This window comes from Pararhizobium polonicum, from assembly GCF_001687365.1.
In the GTDB taxonomy this organism is placed as follows: domain Bacteria; phylum Pseudomonadota; class Alphaproteobacteria; order Rhizobiales; family Rhizobiaceae; genus Pararhizobium; species Pararhizobium polonicum.
Window position 1 is genome coordinate 16,751 of sequence record NZ_LGLV01000026.1, and the last position, 15,615, is coordinate 32,365.

Sequence of the window (15,615 nt, forward strand, 5' to 3'; positions counted from 1 at the left end):
GCGGCCAGACGATCGCCAGCGCAGCCGCATCACTCCACCAAATAGCCGACACGGTCAGCCAGCTGGATGACAGCTTCCATGCCGGAGTTGAACTGGAGAAAATCCTTCTCAACCCCATCGCTGAAAATAACGCCATAGTCCGGCATTTGCGAGACGATGCGTAAGGGGCTCTCCCGGGTGACACGGCCAAAGACCAGGGAGGCCTGGCTCGAGCGGGCTGGAAACGGTTCGCGGACGGTAAAATAGAGATGATTGCTGTCCCACGCTGCTCCCTTTTCCCGCAGGACCTGCAACTCTCCTTCTGGCAATCCGCCAGCGATCCCTCCGGCGCCGGCAAGGAGGCTTCGCAGCCAGCCTGTCGACCCAAGACCGGTGGAGACGATGATACCACTGGACGACTGGTTCTCCATCCGGTCGCCGAGTTGAATGCCGTAGCGAGCAGACACATGCGTGCGCGGCCCGACGAAAAGATCGTTGACGGCGTAGAGCTCCTGCCCGTCACTCAGGCAAACATGTGCCATCGTAACCGTGCGAAGCGTCCGCTTGTTCTTCAACGCAGCCGAGGTGATCCGCCTCAAATCCTTGACGCCAAACGGCACCAGCACCCCGTCCCAGCGGGCAGGATCCGGATTGACGCCGATAACCGGCTGCCCGGTCAGATATTTCAACGTATTTGCAATGAGGCCGTCCTGGCCGACAACCACGATCAGGGCATCGGGCGGAAAGATAAAGTTGGGAAGGAAAGCGCGATCCAGGCGCTGAACGCGGCCGAAATCAGCCAATATGGTTTCGGCATCGCGCGTGGCCGTTTCATAATGCGCGTGTTCCCTGGCATAATCGGCGAAGTCCGCGCCCAGATGCTCGACATAGAAGCGGGCCTGCTCAAGCGTATTGAAGCGCGCAACCAGCTCATCGAGCCTCGTCCTGCGTGTGACAAGAACGATGCGCCCGCGCTGACCGCTCATCGCCTCCCCTGTGGGTTCGGCCGTTCCATTGGCGGCTTTTCCGCGAGCGCCTGAAGCAGGTCCGGAGAGATGTTCAGTTCCCCGATCTTCTCAGCACTGTTGGCAAGGTTTTGGAACGCCGCGGCAATCAAGGTGCTCGAATCCGCCTGCCCTATCATCAGGGCCTGGAGGACACGCGGGTCGATGCCCTCAACCGCCTTCATAAGCTGGGCAAGAGCATAGGCCCTGGCATCGGCCTCGATACGTGCGTTGCCCGCGCGCAATGCGGTCAACGCCTTGTTCTTGTCTTCAAGAGCAATCTTGCCGGTCAGGTCCTGGTCCTGAATTTGCTGCCTTTTCTCGAGTGCGGACCGCTCGGCTTCCATTTTCGTTTCCACGATCTGCCGATTCTTGGTCTCTATCGCTATCTCGGTGTTGAGTTCGTTCTCACGTATGGCACGCTCCTGCTCGATAGCAGAATTACGCCTCGTGTAGGTTGCGTCGTCGGCCTGTTTCAGAAATTCCTCGCGAACCTGCGCTTCCAGCGCCCTTGCCGTCTCCGGATTCGGCTTCACCGCAAGAATGGCAAGCCCGATGAGACCAAGACCGAGGCTTGGCAAAGCCTCCGGCTGGCTAAGCCCGCTTCGCACCGTTTTTACAATTTGCTCCGAACCCCGCAAGAGTTCCCGCAGCGTCATATTCTGCAGGATAGCCCGCAACTGAACCTGGACGGCATTGACTGCGCGTTGCGGCAAATGGGCGATGTCCTCGGACACATAGGCGCCATTCGGCCGTATGGCAAAGTTCATCAAACCGGCAATCGTCTTCGGCTCCGTAATCCGATAGGTCAATTGCCCCTGAATTGTGACCTCCTGAAAATCGCTGCTCACTTCCGAAAACATGAAAGGCACGTCAACGCTTTCCAGCGGAACGGCGACCAGAGAATTGCGCGGGGCATAGTAATAGAACGAGAGGCCGGAACCTTCCCGTATCAGTGATCCGTTCTGATACTGGAAAATATACGTGGTGGGAGTCGCTTTGAAATAACGCAGGCCAAACATCGAAAATCAACTCCGCAAGGATAAGGCCCCTTCATGCCAGAGTGGTTTTGATCAGGCAACGGGCCTGCGATGCAGACACACGCTAAAGTCGCCATGATTTCTTCTCGCCCCGCCAGCCTGCGCAAGCGGTTGACCGCCCATAACGGCTGAGACGCATCCCGCCGCATTCTCGCCCAGTCCATCGGCATGTTTGACGAGGGGCCGATTCGGAGGCGAGATGATGGGGATTCGGATAAACCGGCGCTTGCGCCGGGCGGGCGCGGTCATGGGCCTGCTCACGGCATTCATCTCCGTCAACAATACCAGCCTCTTCACGACACGGCCGCCGGGGGCGCCAACGCTGCTTGCCCATCGCGGCATCGCCCAGCGGTTCGACCCGACGGGTGTCGGCAATGATACCTGCACCGCCAGCCGCATGCTGCCTCCGACCCATGGCTATCTTGAAAACACCATCGCCTCGATGCGCGCCGGTTTTGCAGCCGGCGCCGATATCATCGAAGCCGACATCCATCCGACCACCGACGGCCAGTTTGCGGTCTTCCACGATTGGACGGTGGACTGCCGCACGGAAGGCAAGGGCGTCACCCGCGACCATTCGATGGCGCAGCTGAAAGCGCTCGATATCGGCTATGGCTATACCGCCGATGGCGGCAAGACATTTCCGTTCCGCGGCAAGGGCATCGGCCTGATGCCGTCACTGGATGACGTCCTCGCCGCATTTCCCGACAAGCAGTTGCTGATCAACATCAAGAGCAATGACCCCGAAGAGGGCAAAAAACTGTCCGTGGTGCTGGCCGCCCTGCCTGCGGATCGCCGCCAGATGCTGATGGTCTATGGCGGCGACAGGCCGATTGCCGCCTTGCGCGCAGCGCTGCCGGATATGCGCACCATGTCGCGCAGCTCGCTGAAAGCCTGCCTGCTGCGCTATATCGGCATTGGCTGGACCGGCATCGTGCCAGACACCTGCCGCGAGACACTGGTGCTCGTCCCCATCAACATCGCCCCGTGGCTCTGGGGTTGGCCGGACCGTTTCCTCGATCGCATGGAGGGCGCGGGCAGCCGCGTCTTTGCGCTCGGCCCCTATTCCGGTGGCGATTTCTCGACGGGGCTGGACACGCCGGAACTGCTGTCCCGTCTCCCGGTCAATTATTCCGGCGGGATCTGGACCAACGAGATCGAGACGATCGCCAGCACACTGGACGCCGGCTCAGGAAACCCGTGATCGGCGCCCAGTGCTCCGCCGACAGCTCAGAAAACCTGCCGCAGCACGACGTAGAGAACAAACGCAATGGCGATCGAGGCGGGCAGCGTCAGCACCCAGGCCACCAGCATGTTGCGCACGGTCGCCCATTGCAGGCCGGAACCATTGGCAGCCATGGTTCCCGCCACCCCGGACGACAGGACGTGGGTGGTGGAAACCGGCAATCCGAAATGGTCGGCGGCACCGATCGTCACCATGGCGACGACCTCGGCCGCGGCCCCCTGCCCATAGGTCAGATGTGTCTTGCCGATCTTTTCGCCGACGGTGACGACGATACGCCGCCAGCCTATCATCGTGCCAAGACCCAGCGCCAGCGCAACGGCGACCTTGACCCAGATCGGAATGAACTTCGTCGCGTTGTCGACGGCCTGGTGATAGGCGGTCACGGCGGCAAGATCGGCTTCCTCCATCGGCAGCAGCTTCTTCTTGTCGATCAGCTTCAGCGCTTCGCCAATCAGGTAGATGTCGTTGCGCACGTTGCCGACCATCTCGTTCGGCACCGCTTCCAGCGTCGGGAAAGCCGCCACTTCGGCGCTGGTCTGATGGATGAACTGCTGCAGGGCCGGCGTCGTCTGGTCGCTCCACGTCTTGGTCCGGACAGCATCCGCGACCGCTGCCTTGAAATCCGCAGCCGTCACACCCGGCTTGACATATTTTCCAAGTGCGACCTCCACCTGTGCGGAGGCCGATTTATAGGCTTCGAGGTAGTTGATATCCGGCGTCCGGTTGAGCGCGAAGGCGGTGGGAACCAGACCGATCAGGATCAGCATGATCAGCCCCATGCCCTTCTGGCCATCATTGGAACCATGGGCAAAGCTGACCCCGGTGCAGGTGAAGATCAACAGGGCGCGGATCCACAGCGGCGGCGGCGCGCTGGTCTTCGGCTCCTGGTAAAGCGCCTGGTTGCGCACGAACATCTTCATCGCAACAAGCAGCAGGGCGGCAAAACCGAAGCCGATCAGCGGTGACAAAAGCAGCGAAAGGCCGATATTGCTGGCCTGCGACCAGTCGACGCCGCTGGTTGCCGTGCCGGCCGGAGCCAGAAACTTATTGGCAAGGCCGACGCCGATGATCGAGCCGATCAGCGTATGCGAGCTGGACGACGGCAGACCGAGATACCAGGTGCCGAGGTTCCAGATGATCGCGGCGCTGAGCAGCGCAAACACCATGGCAAGCCCCGATCCGGACCCGACCTGAAGGATAAGTTCGACTGGCAGAAGCGCCAGGATGCCGAAGGCAACGGCGCCGCTGGACGTGAGAACCCCGAGGAAATTGAAGAACCCCGACCAGATCACCGCGAATTCCGCCGGCATCGCCCGCGTGTAGATCACGGTGGCGACCGCGTTTGCGGTGTCATGGAAACCGTTGACGAATTCGAAGCCGAGCGCGATCAGCAGCGCCAGCCCGAGCAGAACCCACGGAACGGCCGCAGCACTGGTGAGATCCTGGCCGAGCGCATAGGCGACGTAACCCAGTCCGCAAAGGATGACGACGATGAAAGCCGGGATGAACCATTTCCCCGAACCACCCGTCCCCTCCAAGGGGTGACGAACATTGTCCCGGCCGGCGTGTTGCGGGCCTGCTTGTCCTGAGCTTAGATCAACCATTGGCTTATCCCGTTGCGCAATCGGCTCTTTTGTTAGGACTCCCGCATGAACCTTTCATGACGCAGTGCAACAGTTCGCCTCCCGCCGGAAAATCGCGGCTCGCGAACAGGGCAGACGCACCCCTGTCACATACCTGTCATCAAACCCTGCTCCTGTGCCCCCGACCAACGGGGACTTGACCAGATGATCGACCAGCTCAGCCGCATCAAGGCGGAAATTGCCGACAGCTTTGACGAGGAGCTGGAAATGCAGATGGAGGAGGACCGGCTGGACGAGCTGGTCGCCGAGGGCATGTCGCAAGAAGCCGAGCCGACGATCGACCGCAAGGTCTATTTCCGCGAGCTGTTCCGCCTCCAGCACGAACTCGTCCGTCTGCAGGACTGGGTCCAGCACAAGAAGCTCAAGGTCGTGGTGCTGTTCGAAGGCCGCGATTCCGCCGGCAAGGGCGGTGCCATCAAGCGCGTCACCCAACGCCTCAATCCGCGCGTCTGCCGCGTCGTCGCCCTTCCCGCCCCGACCGAGCGCGAACGCAATCAGTGGTATTTCCAGCGCTACGTGCCGCATCTGCCGACGGCGGGCGAAATGGTGCTGTTCGACCGTTCCTGGTACAACCGTGCCGGGGTCGAGCGGGTCATGGGCTTCTGCACGCAGGACGAACTCAACGAATTCTTCCGTTCCGTGCCCGAGTTCGAGCGCATGTTGGTGCGCTCCGGCATCGTGCTGATCAAATACTGGTTCTCGATCACCGACGAGGAACAGGAATTCCGCTTCAAGATGCGCATCCACGATCCGCTGAAACAGTGGAAACTGTCGCCGATGGACATGGAAAGCCGTATCCACTGGGAAGAATATACCAAGGCCAAGGAAGAGATGCTGGCCAAGACCCACATCACGGAAGCGCCCTGGTGGGTCGTGCAGGCGGTCGACAAGAAAAAAGCCCGCCTCAACTGCATCGCCCATCTGTTGCGGCAGATCCCCTACGAGGACGTGCCGAAACCGGAAATCGAACTGCCCGGCCGCATCCACCACGACGACTACAACCGCGTGCCGGTTCCGGCCGAAATGTACGTGCCGGAAGTGTATTGATCACAGCGGGGCTCGCCCCTCATCCGCCCTATCGGGCACCTTCTCCCCGTTATGACGGGGAGAAGGACCAAGCGGCAAATTCTGTCGTCCCCTCTCCCCGCAAGCGGGGAGAGGGTTAGGGTGAGGGGCCATCACGACGACGTCGCATTTGCATCGGAATCCAGGGCAGGATCACCCAGCCGCAGCCCCACTCTTCCTTGCCATCACCGCCAGATACGCCGCCTGCAGTTCCGCGAACACCGAGCGCTCCGGCGCCGGCTCGCCCAGATGCAGGCTCCGCAGCTCGGCCATGAATGCGTCCCACATCACAGGGCCGCCCTCTTCCAGAATTTCGGCGCGGATCGACAATTCCTCCGACGCCGGGGTATGCCGCCTGCCCCAGGCGCCCATCTGCGCAAGCAGCGGCACCAGCCGGATCGACGGCTCGGTCAGGCTGTAGATACCCTTCTGCTTGTGGCTCGGATCATCCGCGCGCGACAAAAGTCCGTTTTCCGCCAGCCGTCTCAGCCGGTCGGCCAGGACATTGGAGGCGATACCCTCTTCCGATTGGGTGAGAAGCTCGCGAAAATGCCGGCGGTTGCCGAACATCAGGTCGCGGATGACGATCAGGCTCCAGCGGTCGCCGAGCATTTCCAGCGTCAGATTGATCGGGCATCCCGACCGGTGTGCAGTGTCCATTGTCCGCCTTCATCAAAACTGCTTGCAATATAGGATCGGTTATTTTAGAAAACAACCAGTTGCAGATTGAAATCGGTTTGGGAGGACATGATGACACCGCAGCTCTTCGCCCATCCCTTCTCGTCCTATTGCCAGAAGGTTCTCGTCGCCATCTATGAAAACGGCACGGCGTTCGACTATCGCATGCTGAGCCCGGACGAGGCCGATACGGTGGCGGAATGGCAGTCGATCTGGCCGATCAAGCGCTTTCCGGTGCTGAAGGACGGCAAGAATGCCGTGATGGAGGCCACCATCATCATCGAATATCTGATGCTGAATTATCCCGGCACCGTCCGCCTCATCCCGCAGGAGCCGCAGGCAGCGCTGCGCACCCGCATGATGGACCGCTTCTTCGACAATTACATCATGACGCCGATGCAGAAGGTGGTGCTCAACCAGATCCGCCCGGAAACCGACCGCGATCCCTATGGCGTCAAAGAGGCGAAGGCGATGCTCGACGATGCCTATGCCTGGCTCGACGGCGTGGTGGCAAAGACCGAATGGGCGGCGGGCGACGATTTCACCCTTGCCGATTGCGCCGCCTGCCCGTCGCTGTTCTACGCCGACTGGGTGCACCCGATCCCGGAAACCTTGCCCAACACCCGCGCCTATCGCGCCCGCCTGCTCGCCCGCCCCTCCTTCGCCCGCGCCATCGATGAGGGCCGGCCCTATCGTGCCTTCTTCCCGCTCGGTGCGCCGGACCGGGATTGAGAGGGCTGCGGCTCGCGGCCCGGCCTCATGCAAGAATGCCCCAAAAATGGCGCCTCAAGCGGCCGCCCCGGCGTCCTGGAATTCATTCCGCATTCATCCCGTTCAGAATAGTCGTGAACAGCCGGTTCAATTGGGGACCGGTCAATGGAGGAATCGATTTGTTTAAGTATAGTCTTGTATTGATGACGGCCGGCATCATCGCATTGAGCGGCGCAGCAGCAAACGCGCAAACAGCCGGCGACTGGGTACTTGGAAACTACAAGGGCGCCGGCTACTGGTTTCCCGGCATTGCTGAAAAAGTCCAGGGCGGCAAGGTAACGATCCGTTATGACGACGGCGATCGCGAAACTGTCGGGCTCAACGCCGTTCGCCCCTACGACTGGATGATCGGCACGAAGGTCGAATGCAACTACAAGAATGCCGGCAACTGGTACGCCGGAACCATTGCCTCCTTGGCCGGCGAGAAGATCGGCATCGCCTATGACGACGGCGACAAGGAAACCACCAAAACAGGCCGCTGCCGGACCCGGTAGGAAATGACGGGGCAGGTAAAACCTGCCCCTTCGCATCCAATGTGGAACGATTACGATTGGCTGATACGAACGCCTGATCCGTCCCGCAGGACAAGCCCTGCCGAATTCCCACCACGCCTTCTTTTCGCTCGAAGCGCTAACCCGGAATTGAGAGAGTTGGGTGGGGGACGTGGATGATGTTTCCACGTCTAACGCGCCGCATAAGTTGACAGCTTCGCTCGGATTTCTCTATAGAAAGCAACTTTAGATTACATAAATCAAATGCCGGTTGAGGTTAGCGGAAACAGATGAAGAGCCGAATATACTTTATCGTTTTTTTCGCCGCCTGTAGCGCCGCATTCATGATCAACAATGGAGGCGTTGCCCGTTTTGGCATCGCAACATACGTGCTTCCCTCGGTCTTTGCGGTGATCGCCCTTGGGTTGACGATCCGTTTTCGAAGGCTCTTTGGCGCAGAACTTCAGATCGCGATCTGGGCCGCGATCGTACTCGCCCTGATGTCAATATATCTTAATCGTGACTACCTCTTCCACCACTGCAATCGTTTGCTCGCTGCGTTTCTTCCTGGCCGGGCAATCGCCCTGACAAGCGCAGACGGAACAGCTGAAGTCCTGGTGCACAAAACCAGGGGGGGCCATTTCGAAACGCCAGTAAAGGTAAATGGTCGCGAACTTTTCATGCTGGTAGATACCGGAGCGAGCAGCATCGTTCTGAGTCACCAGGACGCCCGAAGAGTGGGCATCAATACAGATGAGCTTGCGTACAATGTTCCGGTTTCGACGGCTAGCGGATTGAGTCTGAATGCCTTCGTGACGCTGCGAAGCGTTTCTGTCGGCCCCATTTCTCGACAGACAATTGCCGCCCTCGTTTCGCCGGAAGGTGAACTGGCCCAGAGCCTGCTCGGGATGAATTTCTTATCGAGCCTTGCCTCATTTCAAATGAAAGCGGACGAGTTGCGGCTAACCGATTATTGACTGGAAACGCCACAAGTCCCGCTGAAGAACGTGGAAATGATGGCAGGTTAGCAATTTGCCTTTCGACAATAGATCAACCCAACGTGGGCATGAAGACATTTTCGGCCGCAATGGGCCAAAAAGTGCAGAACCCCCCCGGCCGCATGGCAGCAGCAGCGGTCATTGGCTCTGCTCTACATTCCTCGATCGGAGACAAACGGAAAGCAGACAGGGTTAAGGTTTCGTGAGTTCTCCACCGGCGACATCGCACAAGTAGAGCGCTGCGCGATAAGCCAACTCCGCATCGTCGGATCTTATCGACAAAACGAGTGGCCCAGTAGAACTTACCGAATCGATATCGATGCGTTTATCCGTGTTCGCCCTCAGAATGATCGTCAACTCCGTCCAATCGGTGGCATCCGGGCTGGAGCTATTACCATCCGAATCGATGTCGCAACCGATGCCCCACAGGTGCTCAGCCAACGCATGGTAGGCAGGACGATCACCGGGCGAGGAAAGAAAAAAGGTAGGCATCTCTGCCATCTAGCACTCTCAGGTTAAGCAATCACCCGATTAGAGGGGCTGGGTCCGCGAGTGACCGATTGCGCGCTCAGTTGGCTGTAGAGTGTATGCGAGCAACAATCTCCTCAAGCTCGATCTTCAAACTGGACGCTCCTCCGACATTTGACAAAGCGAATTCCGCAAAATGAAGCGCCTCATTTGATCGGTTGGCGGCAAGTCTCATCAGCGATATCGCCCGAGCCGTCCTGACCTCCGTGGTGGAGAAGTCCTCCAACTCATGATGACCAGCAGTAAATTCTTCAATTGTTAGAGTTCTGAGCGGGGCGTTTTGATCGGTATGCTTTTCAAAAAACGTGTGCCCCACTGTCTCGTATAGCCGTGTGGCATCCATCACAGCGATCTCGAGGCTGCTCCGGTCTGTGTAATGCCACCAGTAGTCGATACCACTGGGAGAAAGGCGACGCCTGAACTCGCACAAGGGTTCGGTGAACGTCTTCGAGTCTACAGGTGCCCCAAGAACATCCGGAATTGCCAACGGATGCAGACCCAGGTTCACTGCGAAGCTGCCACCATGTCGATTGCCTTGGAAATTTATTACCCACATCATATCATCGACTAGCCGGCGAAACGTTTTGCCTGAGCCGGTGAAACCGAGCTTTCTCAGAGCCGGGGCACCGTGTGTTGCGATTATGCTTTCCAACGACAGCTTTTCCTGCATTTTACCTCCGCTTAAATGGGAGAAGAGGGAGATCGCAGCCGCCGCCACAAATCTCCTCACCCAGCCGCCTCCCCGCGCCCGAACCGCAGCACCACTTCGAACCCGTCAGCCCGCCCCTGCGCCGGCGACAGAACCTCGAACCCGGCATTCATCTGCTGCAGCAGCCGCTCGGCGATCGACAGGCCGAGGCCGGAGCCGGGCGAGACGGTGGCGCCGCGGCCGAAGCGCTTGCGGATCGTTGCCAGTTCGTCCGGCGAAAGCGGTGCCGCGCCATTGACGATGCGCAGCACGCCGCCCTTTTCCAGCCGGATATCGATCGGCTCCTCCGGCCGGCCATGCAGCAGCGCATTCTCGATCAGGTTGCGCAGGACGATCGCAAACGCGTCCTCGCTGTAGCTTCCTTCCAGCTTTGCACCCGCCTGCCGGTGCAGGCGAAGGCGCGCGGAGGAGGCCGGATCGCTGCGCTGGAAATCGGTCACCACCAGTTCCAGCACCCGGGCCAGATCGACCTTCGCGGCGCCGGCACCGGTACCGATCCCGGCTTCGGCCCGGGCCAGCTGCAGCAGCTTTTCCACCGTGTGGCCGAGATTGGCGAGTGCTGTCTCGATCTGCTGGGCGCGGCGTTTTTTCGGGCCGTCGAGTTCGGCGATCAGCATCTGCGTCTGTGCCAGCGCGCCGGCGATCGGCGTGCGCAGTTCGTGGGCGCTGTTGGCGGTGAATTCCCGCTCGGCGTCGAAGGCCGATTGCAGCCGTGCCAAAAGGTGGTTGACCGAGCGGGCGATCGGGCGAAGCTCGCGCGGCAGCATGCCGGATGGCACCGGCGCCATGTTGCCGCCGTCCTTTTCCTCGATCGCCTCGCGCAGATCGTCGACCGGTGCCAGCGTGCGCCGCACGATCAGCCAGATCAGCAGGACGCTGACCGGAATGAGCACGAGGACCGGCAGGAACAGCGCCAGGCTGCCTTCGACAATCGCCTCGGTGCGGTTTTCCATCGCGTCCGCGACCTGGATGAACACCGTGCCGTCACCGGCGCTGGCGGTATAGAACTGGTAGGTTTCGTTTGCCCAGAAGCCGCGCTTCAGCGGCGTCTCGAACGGCTCCATCGGCGCATCATGCGAGCGAATGAGGATCTTTCCGGCCGCATCGCGCACCTGATAGACGAGATATTCCTCGCCCATGTCGTCGGTCTGGCTTTCGAAATGCAGCGGAGATGGCGGCCCCTCGCGCCGCTGCAGGTCGTCCAGCACCAGCGGCATCAGCCGCTCGGCCGTTTCCTGCAGCGAACCGTTGAAGAATTCGTCGAATTCGTCCTTCATCACTGCCACACCGAGACCGGCGGCAATCAGCCAGAAGGCCGTGGTGACGCCGGTGAGCCAGAGGATCAGCCGCCGCGTCATGCTCTGCGTCCGCGTTTTCGGCCCGCTCACGCCGGCACGCCGATCTTGTAGCCGACGCCGCGCACGGTGACGACGTGATCGCGCCCGAGCTTCTTGCGCAGCCGGCTGACATAGACCTCCACCGTGTTGCTCTCGATCTCGGAGCCAAAGGCATAGAGCGCCTCCTCGATCTGCCCCTTGGAGATGATCGCGCCGGGCCGCGACAACAGCATGTCGAGCACCGCCCATTCGCGGCCGGACAGGCCGACTTCGGCGTCTCCGGCAAACACCCGCCGGTCGACCGGGCTGATCTTCAGATCGCCGAAACGGATCACCGGCGCGATATTGCCGCCATAGCGGCGGATCACCGCCAGCATGCGGGCGGAAAGCTCACCGAGATCGAACGGCTTGACGAGATAGTCGTCGGCACCGCTGTTCAGGCCCTCGATCCGGTCGGAAATCTGGTCATGGGCGGTCAGGATGATCACCGGCGTCGCATTGCCGGCGGCACGCAGCTCCTTCAACAGCGCGATGCCGCTGCCGTCGGGCAGGCGAAGATCGAGCAGGACGAGGCCATAGGTAACGGTGCGCAGCGACATGCGCGCATCGTCCAGCGTCTTCATCCAGTCGACCGCATGGTCGGCCGCCGCGAGATGATCGCGAACCGCCTCCCCCAATATCTCATTGTCCTCGACGAGCAGAACGCGCAAGCCGCTGGTCCTCTTCTCGGTCAGCTGTACCGGCATTCTTATTCCCTCTTTGGAGTCTGGCGTCAAACGGGTTTGATCACAGCTGGCCCATTGCTCGAGGAAGGTTCACCTCCTCAAGCACCGTCTCTACCGGTCGCCCCATCCTTACGAAGCCTTGCCATCCCGGCAGGACGCCAGAACATCGAGCGCCGGATCATAGGCCTTGGTGGCGACATTCATCATCCCGAGCACCGTATGGAACAGGTTGTCGTGCGATTGCGGTTGACCTGTTTTGCCGGCAAGACAGGCGTCGTCGATGCCGGCCTTGGTCTCCGTCCCCTCCCACAGCACGAACGGAATATGCGTCTGCTGCGATGGGGCGATGAAATAGGGCGCACCGTGCAGATACAGCCCGCGCTCGCCCAGCGATTCGCCGTGGTCGGACATGTAGATCATCGAACCCGCCATTCTGTCCTGCCGCGCCTTCAGCATGTCGATCACCGTCGAGACAAGATAGTCAGTGTAAAGGATGCTGTTGTCATAGGCATTGACGATCTCGTCGCGCGAACAGTCGCCAAGCTCCGGCGTCCGGCAATCCGGCGTGAAGCGGCGGAAGGCCTCGGGATAGCGCAGGAAATAGGCCGGCCCGTGGCTGCCGAGCTGGTGAAGCACCAGCACGCTGTCACCCTTGACGGCATCGAGCCAGGCACCGAGCCGGTCGAGGTGAATGTCGTCCAGACATTCGTGGTTGTTGCAGAAGCGCGGATCGTTGAGATCCGAAAACGACGTATAGGCGATACGGTTGGCCACCCCTTTGCTGCCGGTATTGTTGTCCCACCATTCCGCCTTGATCCCGGCATGGGTGAGCACATCCAGCAGGTTTTCGGTCTTGAGCCCCTTCTGATGGGTGTAGGTACTGCGGGTATAGACCGAGAACATGCAGGGCAATGAGACCGCCGTCGCCGTGCCGCAGCTCGAGGTATCGGTGAAATAGCGGATGTCCTGCCTGGCCAGCAGCGGATTGGTCTCGCGGGCATAGCCGCCCAAGGAAAAGTTTTCCGCCCGCGCCGTTTCGCCCGCAACGATGATGGTGACGCGCGGTTTGCCGGATGCCAGCGGCGCGATCACATGCGCATCCGTGCCCAGCGGCTGCACGACGATATCCTCCTCGGCCTCGCTGGCCATGACATAGCGCACGGTGCTGACGATCGGCGCCACCGGGTTCAGCGTCGCGACGAGATCGCGGTGCTGGCGGATCACCGCCGCGAAGGTGCGGACATTGGCAAGGCTGACGGACGCGAAAACCGCCACGCAGGAGAGCGCCAGCGCCGAGTTCCACCGGACCTTTTGCGAGAAAGGCCGGTGGCGGATGCGCACCAGCGCAATCAGCGCGCAGGGGACGAGGCCGAACAGCGTCATATGCAGGAGAAAACCGGCCGTCAGCAGATGGCCGGCTTCCGCCCCCGTCGTCTCGGCGGCGTTGCGGATCATGTCGACGTCGATGATGGTGCCGAATTCATCCATGAACCGCGAGGCGCCGGCAGCACTCAGGATCAGCAGCATGAAGATCGGCTTGGTCAGGTATTTCACCGAAACGGCGACACAGATCGCCGAAAACAGCGCGAACAGGCCGATGGCGAGCAGAACCAGCGCGAAACTCGGGGCACCGAGATACGTGACCGCCTTGGTCCAGAAGGTCACGTTGGGCACCGATACCAGATACAGCGCCACGATCACGCTCAGCGTCGCGCTGCCGATGGCCGGGCGCTTCAGGCGCGGAGCCGCCGCCGATAGGGTTTCCAAGGACACCGGTCATCTCCTGCTGAACATCATTCCGGCGGTTTCACCTCGCGGCGCATGGGCGCGCTGGCGAAGCCGTCAGGTGCGGTCCGTTGGGCATGCAATCGGTCGCCTGGTCCGTCTCCACTCCCATCATCTGGCCCGGTTTTCTGACAGGAACCTGAACGGGAAAGACCGGCGGCGGCGCACCGGCGGAATGCATCGTCTTCAAGAAAGCTTACACTAGGCATTCAGTCTGGTGTCAGGATTACCCGGTATGCTTGCAATCCACAACGGAGATCTCTGTTTGAAAGCGCGTCGAATTCCTCTCGGACTGGTCTATATCGCCACCCTCGTGCTGCTGGTCGTGCTGATCCCGCTGCTCCGGCTTGCCGGCCCCCACGCGGCAACGCTGATGCACCGGCAGTCCACGTCGATGGCCCTGCGCCTGGACAAGGCTCAGCTCTAAAACGTCAACCGCTCCTTACCGATGAATCTCTGCCGTGCAGGAATCGGGTGGCGGCGCTGCACGCCTGCTGCGATTGAACCTCCCGCAACAACGCAAGGAGATTCAATCATGACCACGCTTTCCAACAAGGTCGCCATCATCACCGGCGCCAGCTCCGGCATCGGCCGGGCAACAGCAAAACTCTTTGCCCGGGAAGGTGCCCGCCTCGTCCTGTCGGGACGCCGCCGGACAGCCCTTGATGAACTCATCGCGGAAATCGAAGCCGAAGGCGGCGCGGCTTTCGCCATCGACGGCGACGTGCGCGACGAGGCCCATGCCCGGTCCCTGGTCGAAGCGGCAACCGAAAAATTCGGCGGCCTCGACATCGCCTTCAACAATGCCGGTACAACCGGAGAGATGGCCCCGATCGCGGACCTCTCGACCGCCGGCTGGCAGGAAACGATCGACACCAACCTGACCAGCGCCTTTTTCGGCGCCAAATATCAGGTGCCCGCGATAATCGCACGCGGTGCGGGATCGCTGATCTTCACCTCCAGCTTCGTCGGCCATACCGCGGGCATGCCGAACACCAGCGCCTATGCCGCCGCCAAGGCGGGCCTGATCGGCCTCACCCAGAGCCTTGCCGCCGAGCTTGGGCCAAAGGGCATCCGCGTCAACGCCATCCTGCCCGGCGGCACCGATACGCCGATGAGCTTTACCAACGCGCCCGGCGCCGGGCCGGAGGTCCTTGCCTTCGTCGAAGGCCTGCATGCCCTCAAGCGCATGGCCAAGCCGGAGGAGATCGCCCGCTCCGTGCTCTACCTTGCCTCGGATGCCTCAAGCTTCACCACCGGCACCGCCATGCTCGTCGACGGCGGCGTCTCGATCAACCGAACCTGAAAAAATTCATCCCCGCAAATCCCCGCCGTTTTGTTCCATGCCATCATGAGCTTGTTCCGCCGAGGATACACCGGATTGCGTTGCCGGCGAGGCGGAGCCGGTGCCCGGACGGTTTGGCGAAACGCGCGTCAAATCCCCGGGGCTGCGTGAAAGGCGGTTCTCCTCCGGTTCGTGAAAGCGGGCCGGGCGTGCCGGGTAGCCACACCACGGGCGGTTCACCCCGCCGGACGGCTTTGCCGTCCATGGGTCCAGGGCTAAACCCCGCCTCATTGAAAGGCCTGGCGGATAAGCGGCCAGGCTGGGGCATTGG

The 15,615-nt window shown here is 61.0% G+C and carries 16 protein-coding genes; 7 read left to right on the forward strand and 9 right to left on the reverse strand.

Features of this window, described 5'->3' with window-relative positions; all coding sequences use genetic code 11:
- Positions 1-29: 29 nt before the first annotated feature.
- Complete coding sequence (locus tag ADU59_RS28945; protein ID WP_068959255.1) at positions 30-965, reverse strand: diacylglycerol kinase catalytic domain-containing protein; 936 nt, start codon at positions 963-965, stop codon at positions 30-32.
- Entirely contained in the window at positions 962-2,005 is a 1,044-nt protein-coding gene (locus ADU59_RS28950) for an SPFH domain-containing protein (RefSeq protein ID WP_068959257.1), read from the reverse strand. The genes ADU59_RS28945 and ADU59_RS28950 overlap by 4 nt, the downstream gene beginning before the upstream one ends.
- 232 nt (positions 2,006-2,237) lie before the next feature.
- Between ADU59_RS28950 and ADU59_RS28955 the strand changes: the two genes are divergently transcribed.
- The gene (locus ADU59_RS28955; RefSeq protein WP_068959282.1) at positions 2,238-3,227 is read left to right on the forward strand and encodes a glycerophosphodiester phosphodiesterase family protein; all 990 of its coding nucleotides are present in this window, start codon (positions 2,238-2,240) and stop codon (positions 3,225-3,227) included.
- 26 nt (positions 3,228-3,253) lie between these two features.
- Here the strand turns inward: ADU59_RS28955 and ADU59_RS28960 are convergent, their stop codons facing one another.
- Positions 3,254-4,873: an inorganic phosphate transporter gene (locus ADU59_RS28960; RefSeq protein ID WP_068959260.1), complete on the reverse strand. Its 1,620-nt coding sequence runs from the start codon at positions 4,871-4,873 to the stop codon at positions 3,254-3,256.
- A gap of 183 nt (positions 4,874-5,056) precedes the next feature.
- Here ADU59_RS28960 and ppk2 point away from each other — a divergent pair, with 183 nt between their 5' ends.
- Positions 5,057-5,959: a polyphosphate kinase 2 gene (gene ppk2 / locus ADU59_RS28965; RefSeq protein WP_068959263.1), complete on the forward strand. Its 903-nt coding sequence runs from the start codon at positions 5,057-5,059 to the stop codon at positions 5,957-5,959.
- A gap of 171 nt (positions 5,960-6,130) precedes the next feature.
- On the opposite strand, the gene ADU59_RS28970 is transcribed toward ppk2, so the two are convergent.
- Complete coding sequence (locus ADU59_RS28970) at positions 6,131-6,637, reverse strand: winged helix-turn-helix transcriptional regulator (protein ID WP_068959265.1); 507 nt, start codon at positions 6,635-6,637, stop codon at positions 6,131-6,133.
- A 90-nt stretch (positions 6,638-6,727) separates the two neighbouring features.
- Between ADU59_RS28970 and ADU59_RS28975 the strand changes: the two genes are divergently transcribed.
- From ADU59_RS28975 to ADU59_RS28985, 3 genes are all read left to right on the forward strand, one after another.
- Complete coding sequence (locus tag ADU59_RS28975) at positions 6,728-7,387, forward strand: glutathione S-transferase family protein (protein ID WP_068959284.1); 660 nt, start codon at positions 6,728-6,730, stop codon at positions 7,385-7,387.
- A gap of 158 nt (positions 7,388-7,545) precedes the next feature.
- Positions 7,546-7,920 carry a tudor domain-containing protein gene (locus tag ADU59_RS28980; protein WP_244506543.1) on the forward strand — a complete coding sequence of 125 codons (375 nt, stop codon included), beginning with the start codon at positions 7,546-7,548 and terminating at the stop codon, positions 7,918-7,920.
- A 287-nt stretch (positions 7,921-8,207) separates the two neighbouring features.
- The gene (locus tag ADU59_RS28985; protein ID WP_068959268.1) at positions 8,208-8,894 is read left to right on the forward strand and encodes a TIGR02281 family clan AA aspartic protease; all 687 of its coding nucleotides are present in this window, start codon (positions 8,208-8,210) and stop codon (positions 8,892-8,894) included.
- 213 nt (positions 8,895-9,107) lie between these two features.
- Here the strand turns inward: ADU59_RS28985 and ADU59_RS28990 are convergent, their stop codons facing one another.
- The 5 genes from ADU59_RS28990 to ADU59_RS29010 form a co-directional block, all read right to left on the reverse strand.
- Complete coding sequence (locus ADU59_RS28990) at positions 9,108-9,416, reverse strand: hypothetical protein (RefSeq protein WP_244506544.1); 309 nt, start codon at positions 9,414-9,416, stop codon at positions 9,108-9,110.
- A 67-nt stretch (positions 9,417-9,483) separates the two neighbouring features.
- On the reverse strand, positions 9,484-10,113 hold the full coding sequence (locus ADU59_RS28995) for a DUF4304 domain-containing protein (RefSeq protein ID WP_139093248.1): 630 nt from the start codon (positions 10,111-10,113) through the stop codon (positions 9,484-9,486).
- A 56-nt stretch (positions 10,114-10,169) separates the two neighbouring features.
- A complete protein-coding gene (locus tag ADU59_RS29000) occupies positions 10,170-11,510 on the reverse strand; it encodes a histidine kinase dimerization/phospho-acceptor domain-containing protein (protein ID WP_068959272.1) in 1,341 nt (446 codons plus the stop codon).
- Positions 11,511-11,536: 26 nt separating this feature from the next.
- Positions 11,537-12,199 (reverse strand): response regulator transcription factor, encoded by a 663-nt coding sequence (locus ADU59_RS29005; protein WP_068959287.1) that lies wholly within the window; start codon positions 12,197-12,199, stop codon positions 11,537-11,539.
- 144 nt (positions 12,200-12,343) lie between these two features.
- Complete coding sequence (locus ADU59_RS29010) at positions 12,344-13,987, reverse strand: phosphoethanolamine transferase (protein WP_244506545.1); 1,644 nt, start codon at positions 13,985-13,987, stop codon at positions 12,344-12,346.
- A 277-nt stretch (positions 13,988-14,264) separates the two neighbouring features.
- Here ADU59_RS29010 and ADU59_RS30780 point away from each other — a divergent pair, with 277 nt between their 5' ends.
- On the forward strand, positions 14,265-14,426 hold the full coding sequence (locus tag ADU59_RS30780) for a hypothetical protein (protein WP_158515782.1): 162 nt from the start codon (positions 14,265-14,267) through the stop codon (positions 14,424-14,426).
- A 108-nt stretch (positions 14,427-14,534) separates the two neighbouring features.
- Positions 14,535-15,305, forward strand: coding sequence for an SDR family oxidoreductase (locus ADU59_RS29020; protein WP_068959278.1), 771 nt, complete (start codon positions 14,535-14,537; stop codon positions 15,303-15,305).
- Positions 15,306-15,615: the final 310 nt, after the last annotated feature.

Excerpts from the sequence above, each read along its gene's own strand:
- ADU59_RS28945 (WP_068959255.1), bottom strand. The coding sequence starts at position 965 with ATGAGCGGTCAGCGCGGGCGCATCGTTCTTGTCACACGCAGGACGAGG.
- ADU59_RS28950 (WP_068959257.1), bottom strand. The coding sequence starts at position 2,005 with ATGTTTGGCCTGCGTTATTTCAAAGCGACTCCCACCACGTATATTTTC.
- ADU59_RS28960 (WP_068959260.1), bottom strand. The coding sequence starts at position 4,873 with ATGGTTGATCTAAGCTCAGGACAAGCAGGCCCGCAACACGCCGGCCGG.
- ppk2 (WP_068959263.1), top strand. The coding sequence starts at position 5,057 with ATGATCGACCAGCTCAGCCGCATCAAGGCGGAAATTGCCGACAGCTTT.
- ADU59_RS28970 (WP_068959265.1), bottom strand. The coding sequence starts at position 6,637 with ATGGACACTGCACACCGGTCGGGATGCCCGATCAATCTGACGCTGGAA.
- ADU59_RS28975 (WP_068959284.1), top strand. The coding sequence starts at position 6,728 with ATGACACCGCAGCTCTTCGCCCATCCCTTCTCGTCCTATTGCCAGAAG.
- ADU59_RS28985 (WP_068959268.1), top strand. The coding sequence starts at position 8,208 with ATGAAGAGCCGAATATACTTTATCGTTTTTTTCGCCGCCTGTAGCGCC.
- ADU59_RS28990 (WP_244506544.1), bottom strand. The coding sequence starts at position 9,416 with ATGGCAGAGATGCCTACCTTTTTTCTTTCCTCGCCCGGTGATCGTCCT.
- ADU59_RS28995 (WP_139093248.1), bottom strand. The coding sequence starts at position 10,113 with ATGCAGGAAAAGCTGTCGTTGGAAAGCATAATCGCAACACACGGTGCC.
- ADU59_RS29000 (WP_068959272.1), bottom strand. The coding sequence starts at position 11,510 with ATGACGCGGCGGCTGATCCTCTGGCTCACCGGCGTCACCACGGCCTTC.
- ADU59_RS29020 (WP_068959278.1), top strand. The coding sequence starts at position 14,535 with ATGACCACGCTTTCCAACAAGGTCGCCATCATCACCGGCGCCAGCTCC.